Raw genomic sequence first — 24,894 nt, 5'->3', positions numbered from 1 at the left:
AGAATCTTACCGCTGACCACCGACAACTGACAACTGACAACTAAAAACCCTATTTAACTAACTATGCAGCAGGAACAACAACAACGGATTTTAGGTTATTTTCTCGAAGAAGCCAGAGAACACTTAAACACTATTGAACAAGGATTACTGAATCTCCAAACTACCTTGGAAGATTCAGAAATGATTAATGAGGTCTTTCGTGCCGCTCACTCTATCAAAGGTGGTGCGGCTATGTTAGGTTTAAGTAGTATTCAGCACACATCACACCGTCTTGAGGATTGTTTCAAGATTCTTAAGGAAAATCCTATTCAAGTAGACCAAAAGTTAGAATCTTTACTACTGGATGTCTGTGATACCTTAAAAGCCCTGATAGAAAATCTTGGCAATCCCTTTGGTTTGTCGGAGGAAAAAGCTCAAGCTCTGATGTCTAAAACTGAACCAGTTCTAAAATGGCTGAATGACCATATAGAAACGTTGTTGAAACAAGGAAATAGTGGAGTAAAAAACCTTAATAACTTACCCACAACCCATTTACAAGTAGAGACATCTGTTCCCCCACAGAAACCACCTATAGACACTAGACAACATCAGGATTGGAAAAATTTCCAAGCTCAGGTATTAGAAATTCTTCGGGAAATGCTACAGCAGTTTAAGCAAACTAACTTGGAGATCTCCCGCAAAAATTTGCAAAAATGCTGTCATCAATTATCAAAAATTGGCAGGGACTTAAATTTATCAAATTGGTGCACTTTGTGTGAATCGGCAGCCCTAGCTATATCCAATCCCAATAATAGTTATCTGACTTTAGCGAAAATCATTATTACTGAAATTAAACAGGCTCAAGAATTAGTTCTCAAAAATAAAGATGCAGAAATTGCTATTAGTCAACAATTAGAAACTCTTTGTCCTCGTCCACAACAGTCATTATTAGCATTCGAGAACACAGAAATTCAGGAACCTTTATTGACAGGAACAACAGAACTAAATGTAAAACCACCAGCGTCAGTAAATGCGACTAATCTAACTGGACTTATTGATAAATCTAGATCTTTATTTACTCATCATCAATCAACTTTAATTCACAATCATTCAGAAATAGGAGTTTCTGAGCTAAATAATCTTGCTGATTTATTTGCAGATGATACACAAGAGTTAAATGATAATTGGCAACAAGGAGAAATATTAGGAAATGTTACTAATTATCAACTGGGAATTACCAAAGATAATGATAGTCAAGAACTGAATATAAATGATGATTTAGATAGTTTACTCTTCTTTGAAGATGATGATGAATATCAAATAAATGCAAGTAATAACGACGATTTAAATATTTTATTTGATGATAATTTTTTAGAACATGAGGCTATATATTTAGCAGATTTGGAAACTGAAATATCTAGCTTAGAATCTAGAGAAAATAATAATCTGTGGTCAAGTAATACAGATTTAGACTTCCCATCAGATGATGTAATTACAGAATTAATTTTAATTTCTAGAGAATCTCAACAACCGCATCTGAAAAATAGGGAAATTAGCACTAATAAGTTAGAAGAGTTATACCCGAATACCGGAGATAATAGCAAATTACCACCGGAAGCTGTTCAATTATCGGTTACTGCCAAAACAACCAAACCAGAAAATATTACCATCTCTAAAATAGGTATAGAACCGGAAATTAGTGTTGATAATTCCTTATTTTCAGCTAAGAAGCCGGGACAAAAATATACTAGTTCTCCAGAAAAAATTATTCCTAAAACTGCAGAGGTATCAAAAACACAACCATCAGTTCCAGAAAGTTCATCATTAGATAATTTGTTTGAAGAGGTAGGAAAAAATAGGTCGTCGCTAACCCAGGAAATTGATGATTTATTTGATACACCTGAAATCAAAACAAATGTTTCTAATTCAATGGATGATCTTGATAACTTCTGGGACGATATAAGTACAACAGAATCAGAAAGCACTACTTTAGTTAATCAGGATGGAACTAAGGAATTAGAGGAAAGTTTGTCTAGTGCCTTCTTTGAAGTTGTTACAACAAATCAGCAATTACCTGTCAGTAATAGTTCAAATAAAAAAGAGTTTAATCCAGTTTTTCAAGAACAAGAACAGTCATTTGATCTATTTTTCACATCAGATAAAGAAGATAATTTATTTGATGATGTTGTAGATGCAAACTCTAACACTGTTCCCGGTATTGTATTTAATAAGTTGTCTGTAACTAAATTTAGTGATTCATCTTCTACACTCCGCACTCCTCAGGAAACAAGAGCAAATACACCACTGGTTAAGGCTGTTGAAGATAGCAATGATGATAATTTAATCTTTTTTGAGGAGGATATAACAGATTTTTCAAATAGCGTTTCGGAAGAATTAATTAATGAGTTAGTAATATATTCTGAAAAAGAGACTGCATTATTGGAAGCAGAAGCTAACTCAGATTTTACTAATTCTAATTTAGAACTACAATCAAATCCGACAACAAATTTAGTTTTTGCGGGGGGCAAAACTTCTACAGAATTAGATTCAAAAACGACCGTAGAAGAATTTTTAGAAGATGAATTTGCCGTATTAGCAGCAATTTTAGATGAACCTGTCAGCGAAACTACAGTAGAAGAATTTTCAGTGGATGAATTTGCAGAATTAGAAGCGATTTTATCCCCAGTAGCGACAGAAATTACCCATGATGATGCTACTCAAGACGAAGATTTTGCAGAATTAGAAGCCTTGTTAGGTGGGAATGAAGATAACAAACCGGAGGTGACATTACATAGCCGACCCGCTGTTTCTCATTCCTCGACTTCAGAACAAAAACTCAACACCCCTGCTCCGATTCCCCCATTAGTTAAATCTCAAAATACCTTTTCTGCTCAAAGACCTGCTCAGGACATCCAGAAATTAGAAGAGGAATTTAGTGAATTAGAGAACTTATTAGAACAGTCCGATAAAATATCTAACATATCAACGATATCGGGAAAAACTTCTACTAGTAAAATCCCTCGTCCAACTACTCGGCGGACTCCTCGAGAAGAAAGTATGAAAATTCCAGTTAAACAACTGGATGATATGAGTAATTTAGTTGGGGAGTTGGTGGTAAATCGCAATACTTTAGAGCAGGATCATGAGCGGTTGCGACAGTCACTAGATAGCTTATTGGTTCAGGTGCAGCATCTGTCAGACGTAGGTGTGAGAATGGAGGAATATTATGAGCGATCGCTCTTAGAAGCTTCTCTTTTGGCCAGTCGTCGCTCTAGAGAACATGATAATTCATCCAATGCCGATAATCGTGGGTTTAGTGAAATCGAAATGGATCGATTTACGCCCTTCCATATTCTAGCCCAAGAAATGATTGAATTTATTGTGCGAATTCGGGAGTCAGCCAGTGATATTGATTTTATTACTGAAGAAACAGAACAGGTATCCCGACAGTTACGCCAAGCAACTAATCAGCTACAGGAAGGATTGACAAAAGCCCGAATGGTTCCATTTTCCCAAGCTATTGATCGTTTGCGGCGAGGAGTACGAGATAATGCGATTAAATATGGCAAACAGGTAGAGTTAACGACAGAAGGTGTTGAGACCTTGGTTGACAAGATGATTCTGGATCAACTCACAGATCCTTTAACTCACATGGTCAATAATGCGATCGCCCATGGAATTGAAACCCCAGAAGTGCGTCAAGCAGCAGGTAAATCACCTGTAGGTACTATTAATATTCGCGCCTTACAACAAGGAAACCAAACTATCATTTCTGTCAGTGACGACGGAGGGGGCATTGATCATCAAAGGGTGAAAAACAAGGCGGTCAAAAAAGGTATCCTCACCCCTGAACAGGCAAAAACCATGTCGCGGACAGAAGCCTATCAAATTTTATTTCTTCCTAGCTTTAGCACCGCCGATGAAGTAGATGATATCAAAGGTAGGGGTGTAGGCATGAACGTCGTCTACAATGATATCAGCGAAATTCGCGGAACCGTGAGTACCGACTCCACCATAGGTAAAGGAACTACCTTTACAATTCGTCTACCCCTGACACTGAGTATTTGTAAAGCTTTATTCTGCATTTCCGACCAAACCAGAATCGCTTTCCCCATGGACGGAGTGGAGGATACTCTTAATATCCCCACTAAAGATATTCAGCGAGACGCTGATGGACAATCATTTATTGTCTGGAGGGATACTGTCCTGCCTTTCCAACCTTTAAAAGAGATTTTAGTTTTTAATCGTCACCTGACCCGGGGGAAGGTTTATGGTACTCACAAAGATGATGATATCATGTCTGTAATCGTTGTCCGCTCTGGTACTACAATGATTGCGTTACAAGTTGATCAAGTCCTGAGTGAGCAGGAAATTGCAATTAAGCAGTTTGAAGGTCCAGCACCTAAACCCAGTGGTGTCGCAGGTGCTACGGTTCTTGGTGATGGAATGATTATGCCCATTGCTGATGTAATAGAAATTATTGATATCTTCCAAGGTAAGATCTCTAAAAATATGGGTGGAAATTGGCAGCATACAGGTTCACCCGACCAGCCAATTCCTACTAATAAGGTGGAAACGGTGGTATTAATTATTGATGACTCGATTACAGTTCGAGAACTTCTATCTCTGACTTTTACTAAAGTCGGTTATCGTGTAGAACAAGCCCGTGATGGCCAAGAAGCTTGGGATAAACTCCGTTCTGGTTTACCTTGCGATATCATTTTCTGTGATATTGAAATGCCACGTTGTGATGGGTTGGAATTTCTCTCACGGATTCAGAATGATGGTTCGTTCACCAATTTACCTATTGCGATGCTCACTTCTCGTGGTGCTGATAAGCATAGACAAATGGCTTTACAACTCGGTGCTAGTGGCTACTTTACCAAACCTTATTTGGAAGAAGCTATTTTAGAAGCGGCTGCTCGAATGCTAAAAGGGGAAAATTTGGTAGCTACTGTTTAATGGATAACAGGTAATAGATAATGGGCAATTAATCACCTTGAGGATATCTTTACTGTTCCCTATTCCCTATTACCCATTATCCGTTATCTATTTCCTGTAACTTGTGTACTAGCAACTTTGGCGGCTTGTAACATGGGAGTATTAGTAACAGAATTATTAGCCAAGGTAAACAGGGGATTGGATAAAATTCCAGAAATAGTAGTAGCTATTAAAGTGACTATCAAACCCACTTGTAAGGGTCTAAGTCCTGGTAAGTCCCAACGAACTTGGGGATAATTTTTGACTACCTCGGACATTTCTTGAGGTTCTTTGACTACCATCATCTTAACTACACGAATGTAGTAATAGATAGAAACCACACTAGTAATTAAACCGAGTAAAACTAACCAATAAAGACCAGCTTGCCAACCAGCCCAAAATAGGTAAATCTTCCCGAAAAACCCAGCTAGTGGGGGAATACCACCCAAAGACAACAAAGAAATACTTAGCCCTAATGTAAGAAGAGGATCTTTTTGATATAAGCCAGAGTATTCAGAAATTTGGTCTGTTCCGGTTCGCAGGGAGAATAATACTACACAGGTAAAGCCGCATAGGTTCATAAACAGATATACCAGGAGATAGAAAATCATACTGGAATAACCGGCATCAGTTCCTGCGATTAAGCCAATCATCACAAACCCAGCTTGGGCAATGGATGAATAAGCTAACATCCGTTTCATGCTAGTTTGGGCTAGGGCGACAATGTTACCCAATACCATACTCAGTACCGCAAGGGCAGTGAAGACAAATCTCCATTCATCTGCTACGATTGGGAAAACGGTGGTTAAGAGACGGATAGCCAGAGCAAATCCGGCAGTTTTAGAACCAACGGATAAAAAAGCAATAACTGGAGTTGGTGCGCCTTCATAAACATCTGGTGTCCATTGGTGGAAGGGTGCTGCGGAAATTTTAAAGCCAATACCCGCAATTACGAAAACTAGAGCAATTACCAAACCCAGGGATTGACTAACATCTGCTTTGGCGATGCCTTGAGCGATCGCACTTAGTTCTGTTTGTCCACCAGATAAACCATACAACAGCGAGACACCATACAAAAACACTGCTGTACTGGAAGCACCAATTAACAGGTATTTCAACGCTGCTTCATTGGAACGGGAGTCCCGTTTTGTATAACCTGTTAGCAAATAAGAGGAAATACTCAACGCTTCTAGAGAGATGAAAATCATCACCAACTCATTAGCACCGGATAAAAACATTCCTCCTAAGGTCGCAGTCATCAAAATAGCGATAAATTCGGCTAAAGCCGTACCACTTTGTTCAACGTAGCGAATTGACATTAATATTGTCACCAAGGCAGACAGGGCGATGATACCACGAAAAACAATACTCAGGTCATCACCATTAAAACTACCAGTAAAGGCAATGGGGGTAGTTGTATCCCATTGGAAGTATAGAGCGATAATCGCGGCCGTTAAACCGAGTATAGCTAGATATCCAATCCAGCGAGCAGATGTCCGTCCCAAAATCAAATCAACAATCAAAACCCCCAAGAGGGTAATCATGACGATTCCTTCTGGTAAAATCGTTCCAGCATTTAACTGGGATGCAAAATTAGCAAAATCCATGAGATATATAGGTTTTAGCGATTAAACATTAGGGCTGATACAAGTTTATTCTATCTATACTTCTTGACCAAAATTGCATTGATCTTTCTATCTTTAACAGTTGATAATTTTTATATTTGATCAATAGCTTCACCAAATTGAAAAAAGCCTTGATTTGTAGGTTGGGTTGAATGAAACCCAAAGTATGCGTATTTGCTGTTGCTTAACCCAACTTACAGAAAACAGTGAAGGTATTTTTTAATATCAGATCAGAAAGTGAGCAGTTTCCACCCTGATAAGTTAAATGATAGCAAAAGTTACAGGCAGTTGTAAAGTTATTGATTCCCAGAATTCCTGTTAAACCCGTGATTTTAATCTTAATGGGTACAAAGCGGTTAAAGATGAGATATGGCAATAATTTGAGAAAATAAGGGGGTTGAGACTCGTTTTTTAACCTTGGTTTTATTTAATCAATAAAAAGGCAAAATCCCCGACCTCTCAAAGAAATCGGGGATATGATTGAAAATTAACCCTTACAGAATTGGAGCAAACTGAGATTTATCAGGTACTTCCGCGTACTCAGCCACAATTTGTCTAAGTTCATCACCATTAATGGTTTCTTTTTCAATTAACAAATCAACTAAACGATCTGCGAGACTACGATGATCACGCATAATCTGTTTAGCATTGGTATAGCATTCTTCCACTATCATTCTGACTTGAGCATCAATACGACAAGCGATAGACTCAGAATACTCAGAACGGGTTGTCCAGTCACGACCGAGGAACACCTCACCCTGTTGGCTTTCCAGAGATAAAGGACCCAAATCAGACATTCCGAACCGTGTTACCATTTGTCGAGCCATTCCTGATAACTGCTGTAGATCTCCACCAGCGCCAGTTGTGACCTCTGCTGCTCCAAAAATTACTTCTTCCGCAGCCCGACCACCTAAAGCCCCGGTAATTCTGGCCTTTAGCTGAGAACGGCTAATTAAACCTTGTTCTTCATTAGGCATAAACCAAGTTAAACCCTGGGCTTGTCCTCTAGGAATCAAAGTCACCTTTTGTACAGGGTCATGGTCTTTAAGTAAAGTTCCCACTAAAGCGTGCCCAATTTCATGGTAAGCAATCAACCGCTTACTCTTGCTATCTACCAGGGGAGTACCTTCCATACCCGCAACTACGCGGTCTACAGCATCATCAATTTCTGCTAAAGTGATACCTTCTTTGCGTCTTCTAGCAGTGAGAATCGCCGCTTCATTGAGGAGGTTAGCTAAATCTGCACCGGTAAATCCTGGAGTGCGACGGGCGATCGCTTCCAAGGATACGCTTTTATCCAACTTCTTATTTCTAGCATGAACTTGTAATACTTCCAAACGGCCTTTAATGTCTGGAGCATCTACAGTTACTTGTCTATCGAAACGACCAGGACGCAACAAAGCGGCATCTAGGACGTCAGGACGGTTAGTAGCAGCAATAATAATAATGCCAGTATTGCCTTCAAAACCATCCATTTCCGTTAATAATTGATTAAGGGTTTGTTCCCGCTCATCATTACCACCACCAATACCAGCGCCTCGTTGACGACCTACCGCGTCAATTTCATCAATAAAGATAATACAGGGAGCGTTATCTTTCGCTTTTTTAAACAAATCACGGACACGGGAAGCGCCCACACCCACGAACATTTCCACAAATTCCGAACCAGAGATAGAGAAGAAAGGTACACCAGCTTCACCCGCAATGGCTTTAGCGAGTAAAGTTTTACCAGTTCCTGGGGGTCCTACTAATAGTACACCTTTGGGAATGCGAGCGCCCACAGCGGTAAATTTCTCAGGTTGTTTGAGGAAAGTGACAACTTCTTGTAATTCTTCCTTTGCTTCTTCAATTCCTGCCACATCATCGAATTTTACCCCAGTTTTCGCCTCCATTTGGAAACGAGCGCGAGATTTGCCAAAATTCATCGCTTGTCCAGGACCACCGGGAAGATTATTAGAACGACGGAACAAAAAGAACAATCCCGTAATTAATAAAACTGGGAAAATTAAATTACCCAAAACTCCCCAGATTGCCCCGTCATTTCGCATGGGATGGGCATCAAAACTGACTTGCTTTTCCCGGAGCTTTTGGATTAATTCAGGGGCATTCACAGGCAAATCTACCCGCCAACGTTGGATGCGGTTTTCGATGTCTTGGTCATTAGCTTCGATAATTGCTGTTCTCCCACCATCGTATAAATCCACACTGGTAACGCGGTCTGCGTCTAAATATTCCAGAAAGCGTCCGTAGGTCATGCGGGTATTGGCGGCATTTTTGCCTGTGTCCGCAGGAGTGCTGGCAAATGATCCTTGCCAGAAGAAAAAGCCGATTACCAAAGCCAGCACTGACCAAAGTGCCACGACTCTCCAAGAGAATTTCATCTTTAATTTACCTCTAGATACTAATATGACTGCTTTTGTAACGGATGTTTATAAATCCATTTTGTAATTTGAGCCATAAAACGTCAGTTTGCTTATGGCAGATTCATGAAGTTTGTCTAGAATCTTAATTAAATTTAACCTAATTCTCATACTAATACCAATTAAAAATTAAAAATTAAAAGTTAAATATTCCCAAAGTCATGCCTAGTAAGGATTTGGGGCTAATTTATATTTTGCTATCTCTATTACTAATTTTATGCTTGACTGCACAGGATTACCAAATTCATTTATATTATTTATGCTTTAAAGCTCAATACAACACAGAGGTTATGGAGAATGAACCACGAAAAAACGAAGAAGCGAAGGTAATAGTTTTAGAGAGATTTTTCGTGATGGGTAATAGTGTCATCGTTTAAAATATAGTGGAATTCTTGTGGAAATTGTTATGAAAGCAGAGTTAACAGCCATCATTGAGAGAGCAACGGAAGGAGGATACTGGGCAATTTGTCCAGAAATTTCTGGTGCTAATGGTCAAGGTGAAACCATTGAGGAAGCGAAAGAAAACTTGAAACTTGCTATTCAATATAAGAATTGATAGCGATAATATCTACATTTCCAATTATTGAAACTGCTTCATTTTGATTACGTTTAAACATAGGCATTAGTATCTAGTAAGATTGATTTTATTGCCATAATTGTTGATCTATTTCATTAAATTGTTCAGTATTAAGTAAAAATTCAGTTTCATCTTCTTTCGTCCATATTCCAGCAAGATAATCTAAATCATGGTAAGGATAAGAAAGATGTTCTTCTGCTGTTTCCAAGGTTTCTCGTGGTATATTTTGGGGTGAGAAAATCCCATTTTTTAGACTATTTATTTTATCTGTAAATTCTTTTATCCATTGATAAAGATTATCTAGCTCTTGTTCTGGTATTCTGTCAATTTCTGCTTGAATAAGTTTTTTTACCGTCATAAGTAATACTCCTGCTGGCAATTTATTATATTATATCTAAATGATGTCCAGGATTTGAGGATTTACAGGATGTTATTGGATGATTTTTGGTGGGAGTTGGTGATTTTATTTGTCTGAATCAGGATTTCCAGGATTTGAGGATTTTCAGGATGTTGTTGGATGATTTTTGGTGGGAGTTGGTGATTTTTTTGTCTGAATCAGGATTTCCAGGATTTGAGGATTTACAGGATGTTTTTGGATGATTGTTTTTTGGAACTTGGGGATTTTTCAGGATGTTTTTGAATGATTGTTCTTGAATAATTTAAACCATCTATAAACTACCATCCTGTTAATCCTTAAATCCTGGTTATCCTGATTCTGACTTAATAATTTTCTGTAACCCTTAAATGTTACAGTCTACAAGTCTCGACGCGAGAGAAGAACCCGACCCCCCATCTCCACCCCCTCCATCTCCACCTCGGGATCGATGCCGGTAGGTGGCCTTCTGGTGCTTTCTTGTCAAAAGTAATATCTTTGTAGTACAACCAGTCGCCTCCTTTTCTCCATCCTACCTTGTCCCCGAACTGTCTCCAAATTTCGCTGTTATATTCTCTCGTTCGACCGAAACCTTGATAAATTCGTTTCTGGATAGAAAAACCAAACTTACCATCACTGTATTTTACCCACAACTTATCAATAATACTCAGGTCTTCACAGGGGAAATTATCAATACTTTTATCATCTAACCAACCTTCCTTTTCCTGTTTCGCAACTGCTAACATTACCCGTCTTGTTTCCTCGTCTGCTTCTTTCCATTTCCCTTGTGCGAGGTAGTCACGCAGTTTCCTGTAGTCCATATTAGATGTTTGTAGAGACGTTCCATGGAACGTCTCTACATTAATGGGTTGTTGAATATCAAAATTAATGGGTTGTTGAACTACCAAACCCAAATTTTCCCGAAACTTCAACACCGTCGGAGTCCGGTTTTCCGGTTCTATTTCCATCCCTGCTAAAATAGCATCATTCACCCTCTGACTAATGCCAGAATTATAATGTTTTGGCGCTGGTAAAGGTTCATCATCATATTTCCGGTTTTGTGCGGGTACGGGACTAAATTCACCCTCTTGGTTGAGTCCGTCAGCCGTCAGCAGATAATATAAAGTAGCAGCTAAAGCGTAAACATCGGTATGGGGTCCAAAACTCCCTTTGCGACGATATTGTTCAATAGGTGCATAACCTTCTGTTAAAGAAGCTGTCATACTTTTAGTAGCAATACTGCGAGTTAAACCAAAATCAATTAAAACCGCTTCTTGTTTATTTTGACGTAAGAGAATATTTGCAGGTTTAATGTCCCGGTGTAAACTACCTTTAGCGTGAACATATTCTAAAGCCTGACCAATTTGATCTATATATAATAGTGCTTCGCTTTCGGTAAGTTGTCCCTTTTGTCGAAGATATTGAAATAAAGTTACTCCATCAATATATTCCATCACCACGCCAAAAAGCTCACCTGCTTGAATAACTTCATGGACTTTGAGAATATGCTGATGATCAAAACCTTTAATTGTCAAGGCTTCGTTAATAAACTTAACCTGTTGTTCTGGAAAATCCTCTCGCAATTGCATTTGCTGATTGAGGGTTTTAATGGCGTATAATTTACCCGTGCTAGGTTCTAAGGCTTTGTAGGTAGTCCCAAAACCACCACTACCCAAGGGTTTACCCTGAATGATAAATCTACCGTTATTAATTTGTTGCCCTGGTTGCCAGATTATCATACCCTTGTAGATATGGTGAAGATTAATTTAATTATATCATGGTAATTATATCATGGACTTGGTTAAATCCCCGACATCTTCAAGAAGTTGGGGATATCGGATGTTATAATGTTAAAAAATTCAAATCATAAGGAGTGGCAATGATGTTGTTAGAATTAAAGCGTGTTCATGTACCACCAGGACAAAGAGTTATATTAGAAAATGTGACTTGGAAAGAATTAGAAACAATTATTGAAGAATTGGGAGAACACCGGGCTGCGCGAATTGCTTATGATAGGGGAATATTAGAAATTATGAGTCCTTTACCAGAACATGAATTTGATAAAGAAATTATTAGTGATTTAGTCAAAGCATTGTTAGAACAGTTAGATGTTGAATTTATTAGTCTTGGTTCTACGACCTTTAAAAATCAATTTATGGAACAAGGTATAGAACCTGATCAATGTTTTTATATTCAAAATGAAGCTGTAATTCGGGGGAAAAAAAGATTGGATTTAACAATTGACCCTCCTCCAGATTTAGCTTTAGAAATTGATATTACTTCTCGTACTCATTTGAACATATATGAAGGTTTAAAAGTTCCTGAAGTATGGCGGTTTGAAAACGGAATTTTGCAAATTAATATTTTAGAAAATGGTGTTTATGTGGAATCGAAATCTAGTTTAAATTTTCCTAATTTACCTTTAATTGCAGTCATTCCTCAATATTTAGAAAACAGTCGAACTATAGGAAGAAATGCGACATTAAAGGCTTTTAGAAATTGGCTAAACAGCTTGTAAGTCAAATGAGGAATAAATTCCTCTCTACAAGCTTTAAATTCTTTATTTCTTTCTAATGTAGGGTAGCACTCCATACCTACTTTATTATTCAAATTGTATAAAATATGAAGCATAAAGTCAGTAATATTGGCATTTTAACTATTTTTCCCTGTAATAGATAGTCCTTCTACTATCAATGATGGTGTATAACAAGAACCATTCCAATCAGCATCTTTACCCAGTTGTATTACCTGTTTTAGGGCTGTGTAGACATTACCTGCAACCATTGTATCTTTAACCCGGCCAATTATTTGACCATTTCTGACCCGATAGCCTAAATCAACATTGACAGAAAAATCACCAGATAGCCCAGTACAACCACCTAATATTTGATCGATAATTAAGCCATTATCCATTTTTTTAATCAATTCTAAGAGAGAAAGATCACCAGGTTGAATTAGGAAATTAAATAGCCCAGGAGTGGGATAACTACTTAACCCAGGACGAAAGCCATTACCAGTGCTACCGCCATTTAATTGTCGTCCGGTGGTGCGGTCGCTATAAAAATTCCGTAAAATCCCATTTTCGATAAATATTAATAACTGCGTAGGTTGACCTTCATCATCAAAGGGACAGCTATAGGGGCCTGCTGCTGGGTTTTGGTATAGGGTCAGGGTCGGTGCAATTACTGGTTTACCCAATCTATCTACCCAGGGAGAGGCTTTTTCCAAGATATGTTTACCATTCAAAGCTGATTGTACAGTTCCCCACAGCATATCTGCTGCTTTGGAAGTGAACAATACAGGAGAACGACCACTAGGACTAGGAACATTTTTTTTAGCCCAATTTAATCGTTGTAAAATTTGGCTGGCTATTTTTTCAGGGCTGAGTTCATAACGTTGGGTTTGTCCGTCAGCAACACTGAGAAAATCATCACCTCTAACCCATTCAGCGGACATATAGCAGCTAAGTGTAGTGTCAGTATAATGAGAATCTAAACCCTTGCTGTTGATGAGTTTGGTGTTTTCTATATCACATTCCCAGTCACTATGACAGAGAATATCTGGATAGACATCACGAATTAGGGCGATCGCTTGCTTGCCCCAATTAATTAAAGTTTCTACAGATACAGACTTGCCTAAATTAGGGTAAGAATGCCCTGAATGACTCCCTAATTCTACTGTCTCCGGTGGATTTAATTGACTCAGTGCCAAAGATTTTTCCACCATAGCTTGAGGATCAACATCTCCATAGGCTACCGTCAAACCCGGACAACCATCCCGCCATAGCCGTAGGGCTGTCCCCTCAGATTGACTGGTTTCTAGTTGTTTGAGACGGTTGGCTTCAAAAAAAACTGGTCGAGAAAGTGATCGTGATTGATACACTTCCGCAGCCTCAGCGCCAGACTTGAGGGCAAGTTCTAACAGTTGTTCCGCCAGTGTATCTTGTAACAAATTTGCAGAACCCATGTCCCCTTATCAATTATGGATTGTGGATATAAATCGCTTAATAGACGCATCCCATTATCCCATTAGCCTGTCATTAACAGTTACAGTTTTTTTATCTCCCCACTTCCTTAGGGTAAATTAATTTCCTGTAACAGCCAAAATCCCGCAAAATCTTGGGCTTGAGAATCGGACTGGACACCGATAAAATGTACGCCATTAGCCTGTTCCTTCGCTACCGCAAAACCCTGTGCTTCTGCTAGAAGTTCGGGAGTGCGGATATTAGCCACAACCCAACTTTCCGTAGCTCCTGTTTCTAAAATCAATCTGTCACCTTGCTTGGTGTCAAAGTGCAAATAAGCCATTTCCAACCCGGACATCCAACCCGCTATCGGTAACGCCCTGGGTGAGAAAATCAAAATTCCCGGAATTCGCGTTTCCGGGGATAATTGCGCCAATTCCAGGGGAAAAGCTTCACCAAAGCCAATTTCCCAATCTGGCATTTCCGTAAAATCACTAGCCGTTAAGGTGACAAAAGCCCATTGCTTTCCTTCTAAAGCATCTGGTAAACGCTGGGGTAAGGGTCTATCTAAACGCACAGAAGGATTAGTCACCCCTTGATATCCCGGTTCTTGGGGATACACTTCCGCCATGCGCTGTTGTATCCACTGATTCAGCACTAAAGTACGTCTACTTGGTACTGCGGGTACTCCCACATCTTCACAGGATTTAGTAATCATATTATTCATTTGGCGACGGAAAAAGCGGATTTTAGTAGGTGCTATACCTGCTTCTTCTATGGCTTCCTGAATTGCTGTCCGCAGCCAACCCGAATTTACCTGGGTACTTGGGCAATATTTAGCATAGCGAAACAGAGAATCTGTTTGTGTACCAATATCTACAGGACTTTCACACACTAACATTTCCCACACTTTTTTCTGATTTTCGTCCAAAATCGGACGGGAGTAAAAATCAAGTTCCCAGTACATTTTTCTCTGGTTGCCCATGTTTTAGCAGTAAAAATCTGATGACTTAAAATTGTGATGTTTTAATTTTACCAAGTTACAGGATCATTGTTACTAATTGGGGAAATTGTTCCCAAATTTCTGATTTTTACTGTAATTAATTTTTATCCTGATTCTTAAATTCATCAAACTTAGCCCGGACTGCCTGTATATCTTGCCACATTAGCCATTTCGGCTTTCCCTGTTCCCTGGAAGGGTTACGCAATAAGTAGGAAGGGTGAAAAATAGGCATACATAACCGTCCTTCCCACTCTAGCCATTGACCACGAATTTTAGTAATTGGGCGTTTGTCACCAATTACACCTTTTACTGAGGTTGCACCTGTTAATAAGATAATTTTAGGGTTAACTAGGCGAATTTGCTCGAATAAATATGGTTTACAAGCTGCTGCTTCTTCATTGCTGGGAACACGATTTTCTGGTGGTCTACACTTGCAAATATTGGCAATATATATATCTGTTTCTGTATTTAAATTTACTGAAGCTAAGATATTTTCTAGTAGTTGTCCTGATCTACCTACAAATGGTAAACCTGTTTCGTCCTCGGTTTTTCCCGGCGCTTCCCCAATAATCATGATTTCGGCTTGCAGATTACCACGTCCGACTACGGCATGAGTACGGTTTTCAGCTAATGGACAACGGTAACAGTTATTACAGTCTTTTGCCAATGACTCTACATTTTCATAGGTTCCAGGAGTAATGGGAATTTTATTACTGGTCGGAATTAGGTCTCTTTGGTTTAAGTTAGAATGATTAAATAGACTAAGTTGAGTTTCGTGCTGCATGGAATTGGCGATGATAACTAGGAACTCTAGGTTATATCCTATCAATTAATGGTTATTAAGGCTTTCCATACTTCACTATATCTATAGGTATAGAGTCGCTTTTTCCCTAGACAATATACTTGTACTAATCAAGCTTTAACGCATTCACGGGTACATCATCCCAAGACTTAACCGTTCTCAATTTGGCAACCCAGCCCTCTGATTGTTGTGTTTTTGTCAAATTATTCTTAAACGATTCATGACAATCTTTAGCCTGGGATTCATTACAACAGGCAATACAAGCATAAATCATCCCTGAAGGATCAATTTGTTCATTTACCCAAATAATCATATATTATTCCTCTAAAATTTGGTGTTAAAACAACCATATCGATATGCAATTGTTAATTCTGTAGGCTTTCCCCACCCTCAATTGTATCGCTTACCGGATCATCCTGTAACAATTATGGTACTAGAAATAGCCCCTTTTGAAAAAGATTTTCTGATCATAAATTAAGCGTTTTGTCAATTGGTAATTTCTAGATCTTTACAAAAATTAAGATCTCAATTAAATTACTTCATATAGATATTAAGTTCATAATAAACATTTTTGGCTTAAGTCTTAACAGCGACTAATAAACACATAATCTTGGAGATAACGATTGTGGCTTTAACTATCCAGTCCGCTCAAACTATTTTTTCTAATACTCAAGTTCCTAGTCCTATTCCTGCAACTATAGCGTTATTTGATCAACTTAATGTTGATGATCAATTAGCTTATCTTTGGTATGCTTACACTGAAATGGGTAAAACCATTACTCCCGCCGCTCCCGGTTCAGCCCGTTTACAACTAGCTGAAGGTCTGCTGAACCAAATTAAGCAAATGACCCGCGAAGAACAAACAAAGGTCATGCGGGATTTAGCCAGCCGCGCTGATACTCCTATTAGCCGTTCCTATGGTTTCTTCAGCGTTAATACCAAACTAGCTTTCTGGTATGAGTTAGGAGAATTAATGAAACAGGGAGTTATTGCTCCTATCCCCCCTGGTTATCAAATGTCTCCTGGTGTAAAATTTGTATTAGAAACTACACAAAAACTTGATCCAGGTCAGCAAATTACTGTATTGCGGAATACTGTAGTGGATATGGGGTTTGATACTTCTGATCTTGGTCCTAGTAGTTATCCTAAAGCAAGTACCGAACCTGCTTTCCAACGCACAACCCCTGTTATCTCTTCAGTGCAAATTGACGGGATTACAGAACCCGCTGTATTAGGCTATATTGAAGCCATGAATGCAGATAATTTTGATGCTGCTATTGCGCTATTTACTACTGACGGTGCTCTACAACCACCATTCCAAAAGCCTATTATAGGCCGGGAAGCAATTACTAAATATATGCGTGAAGAAGCGCAGGGACTTAACATGATGCCGCAACAAGGTATCTGTGAAGTTCAACCAGACGGTTCTAAGCAACTGAAAATCACAGGAGTAGTACAAACTCCTTGGTTTGGTGTGACTGTTGGTATGAATATTTCTTGGCGTTTCTTAATTAATCCCGACGGAAAAATATTCTTTGTAGCTATTGATATGTTAGCTTCTCCTCAAGAACTTATGAACCTACGTCGCGTTTAATCAAATCATGAGGCTGTCAAAAATCAAATTTACTTTTCACAGCCTCGCAATTTGCTGGTAAAAGCTCTTGACACCGACGGAAAAACTTGTTATCATAGAACCGATGAGGAAGAACTATCTCTAGCGCATAAGCACAACAAAAAACCACTAAGCTAAATGATAACTTATCAGTGTTATAAGGTATATATCTAGGGGGCAAGATGCCCGCACCACAAGAGTTTCATGATTTAACTTTGTACCTCATATTCAGGGGAAAACACTGTATCATCTTTACTCTTTCCTCAAAACAGACCAACCCAAACCTGTAGGTTGTTCATAAACCCGTTTTAAAGTATTTACATCTCTAACAGAAATAAATGGCGGGTTGCGAACTTGAGAAAAATACATAGTATCAGTTTCTAAAAGACTATGACCCCAAATTCCCAAAGCATGACCAAGTTCATGCCGGGCTGCTGATAGTACATAATTATTAGTTTGGTTGGGACTCAACAGAATTGTAAATCGGTGAGATAAAATATTATTTTCAGTATATAAATCATAAATGGTTAAAGCTGAACGTGCACGCAGTATTTTACCATTAGGTTCACGCTGTAAAGGTGGCGCTTTTCCCATAATTGTAATCTCAGCCACAGCGGATTTTTCAACTACTTGTAAAGGTAAATAAATACTCCATTCTTGCACTGCTTGTAAAACATTATTAATCCATATTTCTGACTGCTTTTCACTGATATTTATTGGTGATTCTATTTTTACCTTGACTGGAAAATTTGACCAAATTAAATAACCAACTTTAGTAGATTTAATTTGATCAAAATAATCACCACTATTTGTTTTATCTTGCCATTTTTCCAAAGTTGGTGGTAAAGGATGGGGTTTTTGGAGAATAGGTATGGTAGAATTAGATAATTGAATATTTTTCTCCTGTTCCCTGTTATCTGTTCCCTGTTTCCTAACAACAGCATTAACTTGAAAATTCATAAAAATAACTAGCAGTCCTGTAGTTATTGCTAAAGTCAGAACTGCTATTAATCTTTGCCAAAAGTTTTGATTTTGGGTAATTTTTCCCATTTTCAGTTTCAATTATTTAGGCAACCAATTAGCACTTAAAACCACAGTTAAACCCATAAAAATTACGACCAATGCCCAAGTAACTCGATTTAAAGTATTTTCGGCACTTTTGGTACTGCTAAATAATTGCGCTTGTCCACCAATAGCGCCAATACCATCACCTTTAGGACTATGTAACAAAACGAGGATTATCAAACCTAGAGCGGAAAATGCCCAAATACCTTGGATGATGTTAGTAATTGCCATATTTAGAAATGTTGTTTATAAGAAGTTATCAACTCAGTGGGGATTTAGCAATGCTAAACCCCTACCATTTTACGAATTTACAACCCTACTTTTACAGGAGTGCGAGTTAGTTGTAAATCATATTCTGCGGGCTTAAGTAATGATTGCCCTGTCATTTCTTGCGGTTGGGATATCTGTAAAATATTCAGAATAGTTGGGGCAATATCGGCTAATTTGCCATCATTTCTTAATTCTACATTTGTCCCATATCCAGGTATTTTGGCTTTTTCACCTTCTACCAAAATTAACGGAACTGGGTTAGTAGTATGTGCCGTCCAAGGATGACCACCTTCATCTAGCATATACTCAGCGTTACCGTGATCAGCCGTAATAATTACTGTACCACCAGCCTTACCAATAGTATCAACGAGACGACCTAAACAGCGATCTACTGTTTCAATAGCTGTGACAGTAGCGGGAATTTGCCCTGTATGCCCTACCATATCTGGGTTAGCATAGTTCATTACCACCAGGGAGTAGATGCCCTTTCTAATGGCAGCGATCGCTACATCTGTCACAGCTTGTGCTGACATCGCTGGGGCTTGATCATAAGTCGCCACCATGGGACTACTGACTAATTCCCGGTCTTCTCCCACACAAGCATCTTCCATTCCCCCATTAAAGAAATAGGTGACATGAGCATATTTTTCAGTTTCCGCCGTTCTGAACTGCTTTAAACCGCGCTTGGCGATCACTTCACCCAGAATATTACTCAGATTTTGCGGTGCGAAGGCCACAGAAACAGGTAATTCTGGATCATACTGGGTAAAAGTTACAAAAGAAAGCGGTTGAATTGGCTGTCTTTCAAAACCGCTAAAAGTGTGACTAACAAAAGCTTGAGTTAGTTCTCTGGCCCGGTCGGGGCGGAAATTAAAAAATATTACCCCATCACCAGATTCTACCGCGCCTGGACGCAGACGAACTGGGAGAAGAAACTCATCAGTAACACCTTCAGCGTAGGATGATTTTAATACCTCTACAGCCGTGAGTCCATTGCCGGCGCTATCTGTTGTCATCACATCGTAAGCCCGTTGGACTCGATCCCAACGATGGTCACGATCCATGGCATAATAGCGACCGCTGATTGTAGCGATTTCACCAATACCAGTATTATCTATGTAGTCTTCTAATTGCTGAATAACGTTGATGGCATCTGTCGGCTTGGTGTCACGGCCATCAGTAATGGCGTGGATACAAACTTGTGAAAGTTGCTGTTCCTTTGCTAAGTCAAGCAGTCCAAATAGATGGGTAATATGGGAATGCACTCCGCCATCAGAACAAAGCCCCACTAGATGTAACTTGCCATTAGCAGAACGAACTTCCTGGCAAATTTTGACAAGGGCTGGGTTTGCCGCTAAAGAACCGTCTTCTACAGCATCTGATATCCGTACCAGTTCTTGGGGTACGACTCGACCAGCGCCAATGTTCAAATGACCAACTTCCGAGTTGCCCATCTGACCTTCTGGCAACCCTACGGCTTTTCCTGATGTGCGAATGAGGGTGTGGGGATAAGCAGCCCATAAACTGTCCATAATCGGAGTTTTGGCAGCGCTAATTGCGTTTCCTCGCTTTTCCTCACAGTAGCCCCATCCATCTAGAATGACTAGCACCACAGGAGCAACAGGTGCTTTGGTCATAGTAAAATCGCCCTTTACTTTTTGTAATTCCTGAATGATACCATTGTCAACGACCTCTGGAGGTTAAATTCTGCATATTGAATTAATAATTCCTATTTAAAATTACATATACTGTATAAAATAATGTACGAACCACATTTTGGATGAATTGACTAAAAATTATTTTGTTGTGCGATCGCTTATAATAGCAGATAAGGGTTTGGCAGAAACCAACGTTCTATAACCTTTGTCCTATAAAACTTTTATGGGAATTTAAGAAGATTTCTAACTGTTCCAACTGTTCATCAGTTGATCGGTCTGAATTATATTTTTTTAACTAACTCCACCAGAATCTAGCTTTTTTTACTATCAGGGAGAAATCCACACCCTAAATTAGGCGACCATCGCGCTAGGATGTAATACATTAACGGCATAGTTTCAGGCGATTAGTTGCTATGGATATTTCTCACCTCAAGGCTGTGCAAGCCCCCTATTCTGGCGATAGCTCCTACCGGACACCGCCACCAGATTTACCTTCTCTACTTTTAAAGGAGCGGATTGTTTATCTGGGTATGCCGCTTGTTCCGGCTGTTACGGAATTAATCGTCGCTGAATTGCTGTACTTACAGTCTGACGACCCCGAAAAGCCAATTAAAATCTACATCAACTCTACAGGTACTTCTGGTTACAGTGGCGAACCTATCGGTTTTGAAACCGAAGCCTTCGCTATCTATGACACTATGAAATATATCAAACCCCCCATCCACACCATTTGTATTGGTTCGGCAATGGGTATGGCTGCGATGATTCTTAGTGCTGGAACAAAAGGGTGTCGTGCTAGTTTGCCTAATTCTTCTATTATCCTGCATCAGCCTAAGAGCTACGCCCAAGGACAAGCAACGGATATTCAAATTCGTGCTCGGGAAGTTTTGGCAAATAAAGCTTCTATGCTGGAAATTTTGGCTCGGACAACTGGACAAGATGCAGCAAAGATTAGCAAGGATATGGATCGTCTTTTATACATGACTCCCGACGAAGCTAAGGAGTATGGTTTAATTGACAGGGTTTTCAGGAAGGAAGAACTCGCTAATCCCCCACTCCCCATAGGTGTGCTTTAACTAGGTAATAGGTGATGGGTAATGGGTAATAGGTGATAGGTAATAGGTGATGGGTAATAGGTGATGGGTGATGGGTAATAGGTAATAGGTGATGGGTGATGGGTGAAAACTGACCAATGACCAATGACCAATGACCAATGACCAATGACCAATGACCAATGACCAATGACCAATGACCAATAACCAATAACCAATGACCAATGACCAATAACCAATGACCAATAACCAATGACCACTGACCAATAACCACTGACCAATTACAAACGGAGTACCGCAAATGCCTATAGGTGTGCCTAAAGTTCCTTACCGGATGCCCGGTGGACAATATACAGATTGGATTAGCATTTATGACCGTCTTTACCGGGAAAGAATTATTTTCTTAGGAAGAGATGTAGATGATGAAATTGCTAACCAAATTATTGCTGTCATGCTGTATTTGGATTCCGATGATCCAGGAAAGGATATTTATTTATATATCAATTCCCCTGGTGGTATGGTGACATCTGGTTTGGCAATTTATGATACCATGCAACATATCAAGTCTGATGTGGTCACAATCTGTGTCGGTTTAGCTGCTTCTATGGGATCTTTCCTATTGGCTGCTGGAGCCAAGGGTAAACGCATGGCTTTACCTCACTCCCGGATTATGATTCATCAACCTTCTGGTGGAACTCGCGGACAAGCTTCTGATATCGAAATCGAAGCTAGGGAAATTCTACGAATTCGGAGTCAGTTAAATCAAATTTATGCTGATAACACTACTCAACCTTTAAGCAAGATTGAAAAAGACATGGATCGTGACTTTTTTATGTCTGCTCAAGAGGCTAAAGAATACGGTTTAATTGATCGTGTGATTGAAGAACGTATTTAAATAGTGAAAAATGATTCAAAATTCAAGATGTAAGATTCAAAATTATGAATTACTCATTTTGGATTTTTGGTTTTGAATTTTTAGTTTTGAATTTTGAATTGGAGTTAAGCAAAGCAACATGAATCTTGAAGATTATTACCGGATATTAGGTTTAAGGTCGGGAGCTTCTTTTGCTGATGTTAAAGCGTCCTATCGCCGATTGGTACAGCAATATCATCCTGATATTAATCCAGATGATCTCAAAGCCAAAGACAAATTTATTGCGGTAACTGAAGCTTATAAATTCCTACAAACTGTCTTACCTTCGGAGGATTTTAGGTCAAAGTCTGGTGGGGAGAAAACTTATGCTTCTAGCACTACACAGGTTCAAACTCAATCAGCAGACCCAAAAACAACGGTTACATCTCACCCCCCAAATTTAGAGGATATAGAAAAACGGTTAAAATGGAAGACTTATGAACAGTTACAGCGGTTTTTACAGGAAAGACGTTTTCCCCAGGCTATTGCTCTAGCAGAAGCTTTAATGGCCCGTTTACCAGCAGATATGGAGGTGCGTCAATGGTTAGCAATTGCTTATCAAATCTGGGGACGAGCGTTAATTGCAGAAAACCAATTACCAAAGGCTAGAATTTATCTGAAAAAAGCCTTAAAAACTGACCCATATAATAAAGCTCTGTGGAATGAGGTACAGCAGGATTTTCAACGGTTGGAATTAAAGCTTTAGTAATTGGTAATTGGTAATAGGTAATAGGTAATTGGTAATTGGTAATTGGTAAGAGTTTATTATTCATACTTTATTTTTGAATTGTTCACTTTTCAGCAGCGATTCATAATCGTCGTCAATTTTTAAAACATCTTTTAAGTCTAAAATTTCAGTAAAAGGAAACAGGGAACAGAAAACAGGGGAATATTGAATATTTTGCCATTATATTCAAATATAAGGCTTATTTCTCGTACTTAGCAAGCTTTATGAGATTTTTTGTTCGGATTTTGCTTATGATGTACTCAAGGGCTAAACTTTTTTAGTCTTACCTATGACCTCTTACCTCGCTATCACGACAATTTTTAACGTCAACCTACTTAGCTGTAACTGCGAATCATCTGGTAATAGGATAAAAATTAGTATAATATAATACTTGTTATAAAAACATTAAATTCTGATTGGATATTGCTTTTAAGTGATCTAACAAGTACAATTTTGATGGTATACTGAAATTATACGTAAAATCAGCTATTTTCTCGGCCTCCAGAAGTAAACTCACCATGACTCCCAATCCTTTTTTTCCTGGAAAACCAGTTCCCACAGAAAGTTTTATAGGACGGAAATCAGAAATTAACTTTGCTTTTGACCAAATCTATAACCGCAGCCATTTCGCTATTTGGGGTGGTCCGGGAATGGGTAAGTCTTCTTTCTTGCGTAAATTGGCTAACAAGCAAATATGGACTGAATATGGCTTAGACCCATCCCAAGGTATCCCTGTTATCCTCAATTGTCAAAGTCAAAATCTCATTCCCTTCACTCCTGGTGGTTTTTGGCGTGAATCTGTAAGTTTGCTACACGATAAATTAGACAGTGAACCAGAACTACAGGTTGAAATCAAGCCGTTACTCGAAAAAACGGTGACTGGTGATAGTTTGCGTCAAGCATTACGGATACTGGGTAGAAAAAATAAGTTTTTACTACTGTTGGTAGATGATTTTGATGCAGCATTGGTAACAAATAACCAATACACTGAGAATGAAATGGAAACATTTTTAGCCCAGTGTCGTAGTTTGGCTGTTCATGCTGAAGAAAGTGAACACTTCTCCATGATTGTGGCTTCACTCCAGCGCCTCAATGAACTAGGTCCTAAACTTAATCCCAATGCTTCTCCTTGGTACAATCACTATTTATTTCAACCTCTAAAATTGTTCACAACTGAGGAATTAGTGGAACTATTGACAATAATTAGACCACCAACATTACGACATGAAATTATTAATATTACTGGTGGACATCCGACTTTAGTACAAACTGCTGGTTTTTTTCTGTACAGAGAGCTACAGAATGGGAATAATGCCAATATTAACTCATTTGCTGGGAATTTTGAAAGAGATACTCAACAGATTTTCCAAACAATTTGGCGTAGATGTAATCCTAAAGAACAGGTGTTGTTAATGCTGATAGCCTTATTAGATATGGGAGGTCATATAGGGGAGCTAAAGTTTAAATTAAAAGGCATTGGCCGCATTTTTACACAAGATGGACGATCTTTAATTAGGTTGCAAGAACAGGGTGTGATTGTAATTACTTCCAGTGCTATAGAAACCGAAAAGTTCTATTCTTTCACTTCACCACTTATGAAAAAATGGGTAATTCAGGAGATTTTACAGACTCCAGAACAATCAATCAGAGACAGAGAAAAGGAATTTATGAATCTAATGAGTCATGGACAAGTAAACAAGGTTAAAGAAGTAGTTACTTGGCTGGGGAAACATCCAGAGCAAGTAGGATCTGCCTTAGATTGGATTACAAAGGTAGCACTATTTCTTGCATAGATATTTGAATAGAGAAGTTATTTTGGACTTCTCGACTGAGTTTATAGACAATAATTGATCTGAAATTAACAAGGAGTACAT

21 protein-coding genes are annotated in these 24,894 nt (G+C 38.9%); 9 read left to right on the top strand and 12 right to left on the bottom strand.

Translation table 11 applies throughout. From position 1 onward, the window contains the following. Positions 1 to 63: 63 nt before the first annotated feature. On the top strand, positions 64 to 4,941 hold the full coding sequence (locus H6G44_RS08200) for a hybrid sensor histidine kinase/response regulator (protein ID WP_190386001.1): 4,878 nt from the start codon (positions 64 to 66) through the stop codon (positions 4,939 to 4,941). An 83-nt stretch (positions 4,942 to 5,024) separates the two neighbouring features. Here the strand turns inward: H6G44_RS08200 and H6G44_RS08195 are convergent, their stop codons facing one another. After that, entirely contained in the window at positions 5,025 to 6,566 is a 1,542-nt protein-coding gene (locus H6G44_RS08195; protein ID WP_190386000.1) for an NAD(P)H-quinone oxidoreductase subunit N, read from the bottom strand. A 512-nt stretch (positions 6,567 to 7,078) separates the two neighbouring features. Continuing rightward, on the bottom strand, positions 7,079 to 8,965 hold the full coding sequence (gene ftsH2, locus H6G44_RS08190) for an ATP-dependent zinc metalloprotease FtsH2 (RefSeq protein WP_190385999.1): 1,887 nt from the start codon (positions 8,963 to 8,965) through the stop codon (positions 7,079 to 7,081). A 200-nt stretch (positions 8,966 to 9,165) separates the two neighbouring features. Here ftsH2 and H6G44_RS08185 point away from each other — a divergent pair, with 200 nt between their 5' ends. Further along, positions 9,166 to 9,381: a hypothetical protein gene (locus tag H6G44_RS08185; protein WP_190385998.1), complete on the top strand. Its 216-nt coding sequence runs from the start codon at positions 9,166 to 9,168 to the stop codon at positions 9,379 to 9,381. Positions 9,382 to 9,410: 29 nt separating this feature from the next. Next, positions 9,411 to 9,560 (top strand): type II toxin-antitoxin system HicB family antitoxin, encoded by a 150-nt coding sequence (locus tag H6G44_RS08180; RefSeq protein ID WP_190385997.1) that lies wholly within the window; start codon positions 9,411 to 9,413, stop codon positions 9,558 to 9,560. Positions 9,561 to 9,648: 88 nt separating this feature from the next. On the opposite strand, the gene H6G44_RS08175 is transcribed toward H6G44_RS08180, so the two are convergent. After that, a complete protein-coding gene (locus H6G44_RS08175; RefSeq protein ID WP_190385996.1) occupies positions 9,649 to 9,939 on the bottom strand; it encodes a hypothetical protein in 291 nt (96 codons plus the stop codon). A 389-nt stretch (positions 9,940 to 10,328) separates the two neighbouring features. Further along, positions 10,329 to 11,693 carry a serine/threonine-protein kinase gene (locus tag H6G44_RS08170; RefSeq protein WP_190385995.1) on the bottom strand — a complete coding sequence of 455 codons (1,365 nt, stop codon included), beginning with the start codon at positions 11,691 to 11,693 and terminating at the stop codon, positions 10,329 to 10,331. 143 nt (positions 11,694 to 11,836) lie between these two features. Here H6G44_RS08170 and H6G44_RS08165 point away from each other — a divergent pair, with 143 nt between their 5' ends. Further along, positions 11,837 to 12,472, top strand: coding sequence for a Uma2 family endonuclease (locus tag H6G44_RS08165; protein ID WP_190386020.1), 636 nt, complete (start codon positions 11,837 to 11,839; stop codon positions 12,470 to 12,472). Positions 12,473 to 12,606: 134 nt separating this feature from the next. Here H6G44_RS08165 and H6G44_RS08160 read toward each other — a convergent pair whose 3' ends face one another. The 4 genes from H6G44_RS08160 to H6G44_RS08145 all read right to left on the bottom strand — a co-directional run bounded on the left by H6G44_RS08160 (position 12,607) and on the right by H6G44_RS08145 (position 16,036). Further along, entirely contained in the window at positions 12,607 to 13,920 is a 1,314-nt protein-coding gene (locus H6G44_RS08160; RefSeq protein ID WP_190385994.1) for a TldD/PmbA family protein, read from the bottom strand. A 107-nt stretch (positions 13,921 to 14,027) separates the two neighbouring features. Continuing rightward, a complete protein-coding gene (locus H6G44_RS08155; protein WP_375379348.1) occupies positions 14,028 to 14,885 on the bottom strand; it encodes a Tab2/Atab2 family RNA-binding protein in 858 nt (285 codons plus the stop codon). A gap of 133 nt (positions 14,886 to 15,018) precedes the next feature. Next, complete coding sequence (locus H6G44_RS08150; RefSeq protein WP_190385992.1) at positions 15,019 to 15,705, bottom strand: uracil-DNA glycosylase; 687 nt, start codon at positions 15,703 to 15,705, stop codon at positions 15,019 to 15,021. Between the two features lie 124 nt (positions 15,706 to 15,829). Then, complete coding sequence (locus H6G44_RS08145) at positions 15,830 to 16,036, bottom strand: glycogen debranching protein (RefSeq protein WP_190385991.1); 207 nt, start codon at positions 16,034 to 16,036, stop codon at positions 15,830 to 15,832. A 312-nt stretch (positions 16,037 to 16,348) separates the two neighbouring features. Between H6G44_RS08145 and H6G44_RS08140 the strand changes: the two genes are divergently transcribed. Beyond that, positions 16,349 to 17,317, top strand: coding sequence for an orange carotenoid protein N-terminal domain-containing protein (locus H6G44_RS08140; protein ID WP_190385990.1), 969 nt, complete (start codon positions 16,349 to 16,351; stop codon positions 17,315 to 17,317). Between the two features lie 270 nt (positions 17,318 to 17,587). On the opposite strand, the gene H6G44_RS08135 is transcribed toward H6G44_RS08140, so the two are convergent. The 3 genes from H6G44_RS08135 to gpmI form a co-directional block, all read right to left on the bottom strand. Next, entirely contained in the window at positions 17,588 to 18,385 is a 798-nt protein-coding gene (locus tag H6G44_RS08135; protein ID WP_190385989.1) for a peptidase, read from the bottom strand. 12 nt (positions 18,386 to 18,397) lie between these two features. Beyond that, positions 18,398 to 18,631 carry a preprotein translocase subunit SecG gene (gene secG / locus H6G44_RS08130; protein WP_190385988.1) on the bottom strand — a complete coding sequence of 78 codons (234 nt, stop codon included), beginning with the start codon at positions 18,629 to 18,631 and terminating at the stop codon, positions 18,398 to 18,400. Between the two features lie 77 nt (positions 18,632 to 18,708). Continuing rightward, complete coding sequence (gene gpmI, locus H6G44_RS08125; RefSeq protein ID WP_190385987.1) at positions 18,709 to 20,307, bottom strand: 2,3-bisphosphoglycerate-independent phosphoglycerate mutase; 1,599 nt, start codon at positions 20,305 to 20,307, stop codon at positions 18,709 to 18,711. Positions 20,308 to 20,741: 434 nt separating this feature from the next. Between gpmI and H6G44_RS08120 the strand changes: the two genes are divergently transcribed. Next, a complete protein-coding gene (locus H6G44_RS08120) occupies positions 20,742 to 21,404 on the top strand; it encodes an ATP-dependent Clp protease proteolytic subunit (protein ID WP_190385986.1) in 663 nt (220 codons plus the stop codon). On the opposite strand, the gene H6G44_RS20245 is transcribed toward H6G44_RS08120, so the two are convergent. Continuing rightward, the gene (locus H6G44_RS20245; protein ID WP_190385985.1) at positions 21,373 to 21,654 is read right to left on the bottom strand and encodes a hypothetical protein; all 282 of its coding nucleotides are present in this window, start codon (positions 21,652 to 21,654) and stop codon (positions 21,373 to 21,375) included. The genes H6G44_RS08120 and H6G44_RS20245 overlap by 32 nt on opposite strands. 27 nt (positions 21,655 to 21,681) lie before the next feature. Here H6G44_RS20245 and H6G44_RS08110 point away from each other — a divergent pair, with 27 nt between their 5' ends. The 3 genes from H6G44_RS08110 (at position 21,682) to H6G44_RS08100 (ending at position 24,813) form a co-directional block, all read left to right on the top strand. Further along, positions 21,682 to 22,275 carry an ATP-dependent Clp protease proteolytic subunit gene (locus H6G44_RS08110; protein WP_190385984.1) on the top strand — a complete coding sequence of 198 codons (594 nt, stop codon included), beginning with the start codon at positions 21,682 to 21,684 and terminating at the stop codon, positions 22,273 to 22,275. Positions 22,276 to 22,393: 118 nt separating this feature from the next. Beyond that, on the top strand, positions 22,394 to 22,999 hold the full coding sequence (locus H6G44_RS08105) for a J domain-containing protein (protein WP_190385983.1): 606 nt from the start codon (positions 22,394 to 22,396) through the stop codon (positions 22,997 to 22,999). 539 nt (positions 23,000 to 23,538) lie between these two features. Next, positions 23,539 to 24,813, top strand: coding sequence for an ATP-binding protein (locus H6G44_RS08100; RefSeq protein WP_190385982.1), 1,275 nt, complete (start codon positions 23,539 to 23,541; stop codon positions 24,811 to 24,813). Positions 24,814 to 24,894: the final 81 nt, after the last annotated feature.

The organism is Aphanizomenon flos-aquae FACHB-1287 (genome assembly GCF_014698755.1).
GTDB classification, from domain to species: Bacteria; Cyanobacteriota; Cyanobacteriia; order Cyanobacteriales; family Nostocaceae; genus Dolichospermum; species Dolichospermum flosaquae.
Note: the sequence above shows the minus strand (reverse complement) of the source record. Positions and strands in the feature narration are given on the sequence as shown.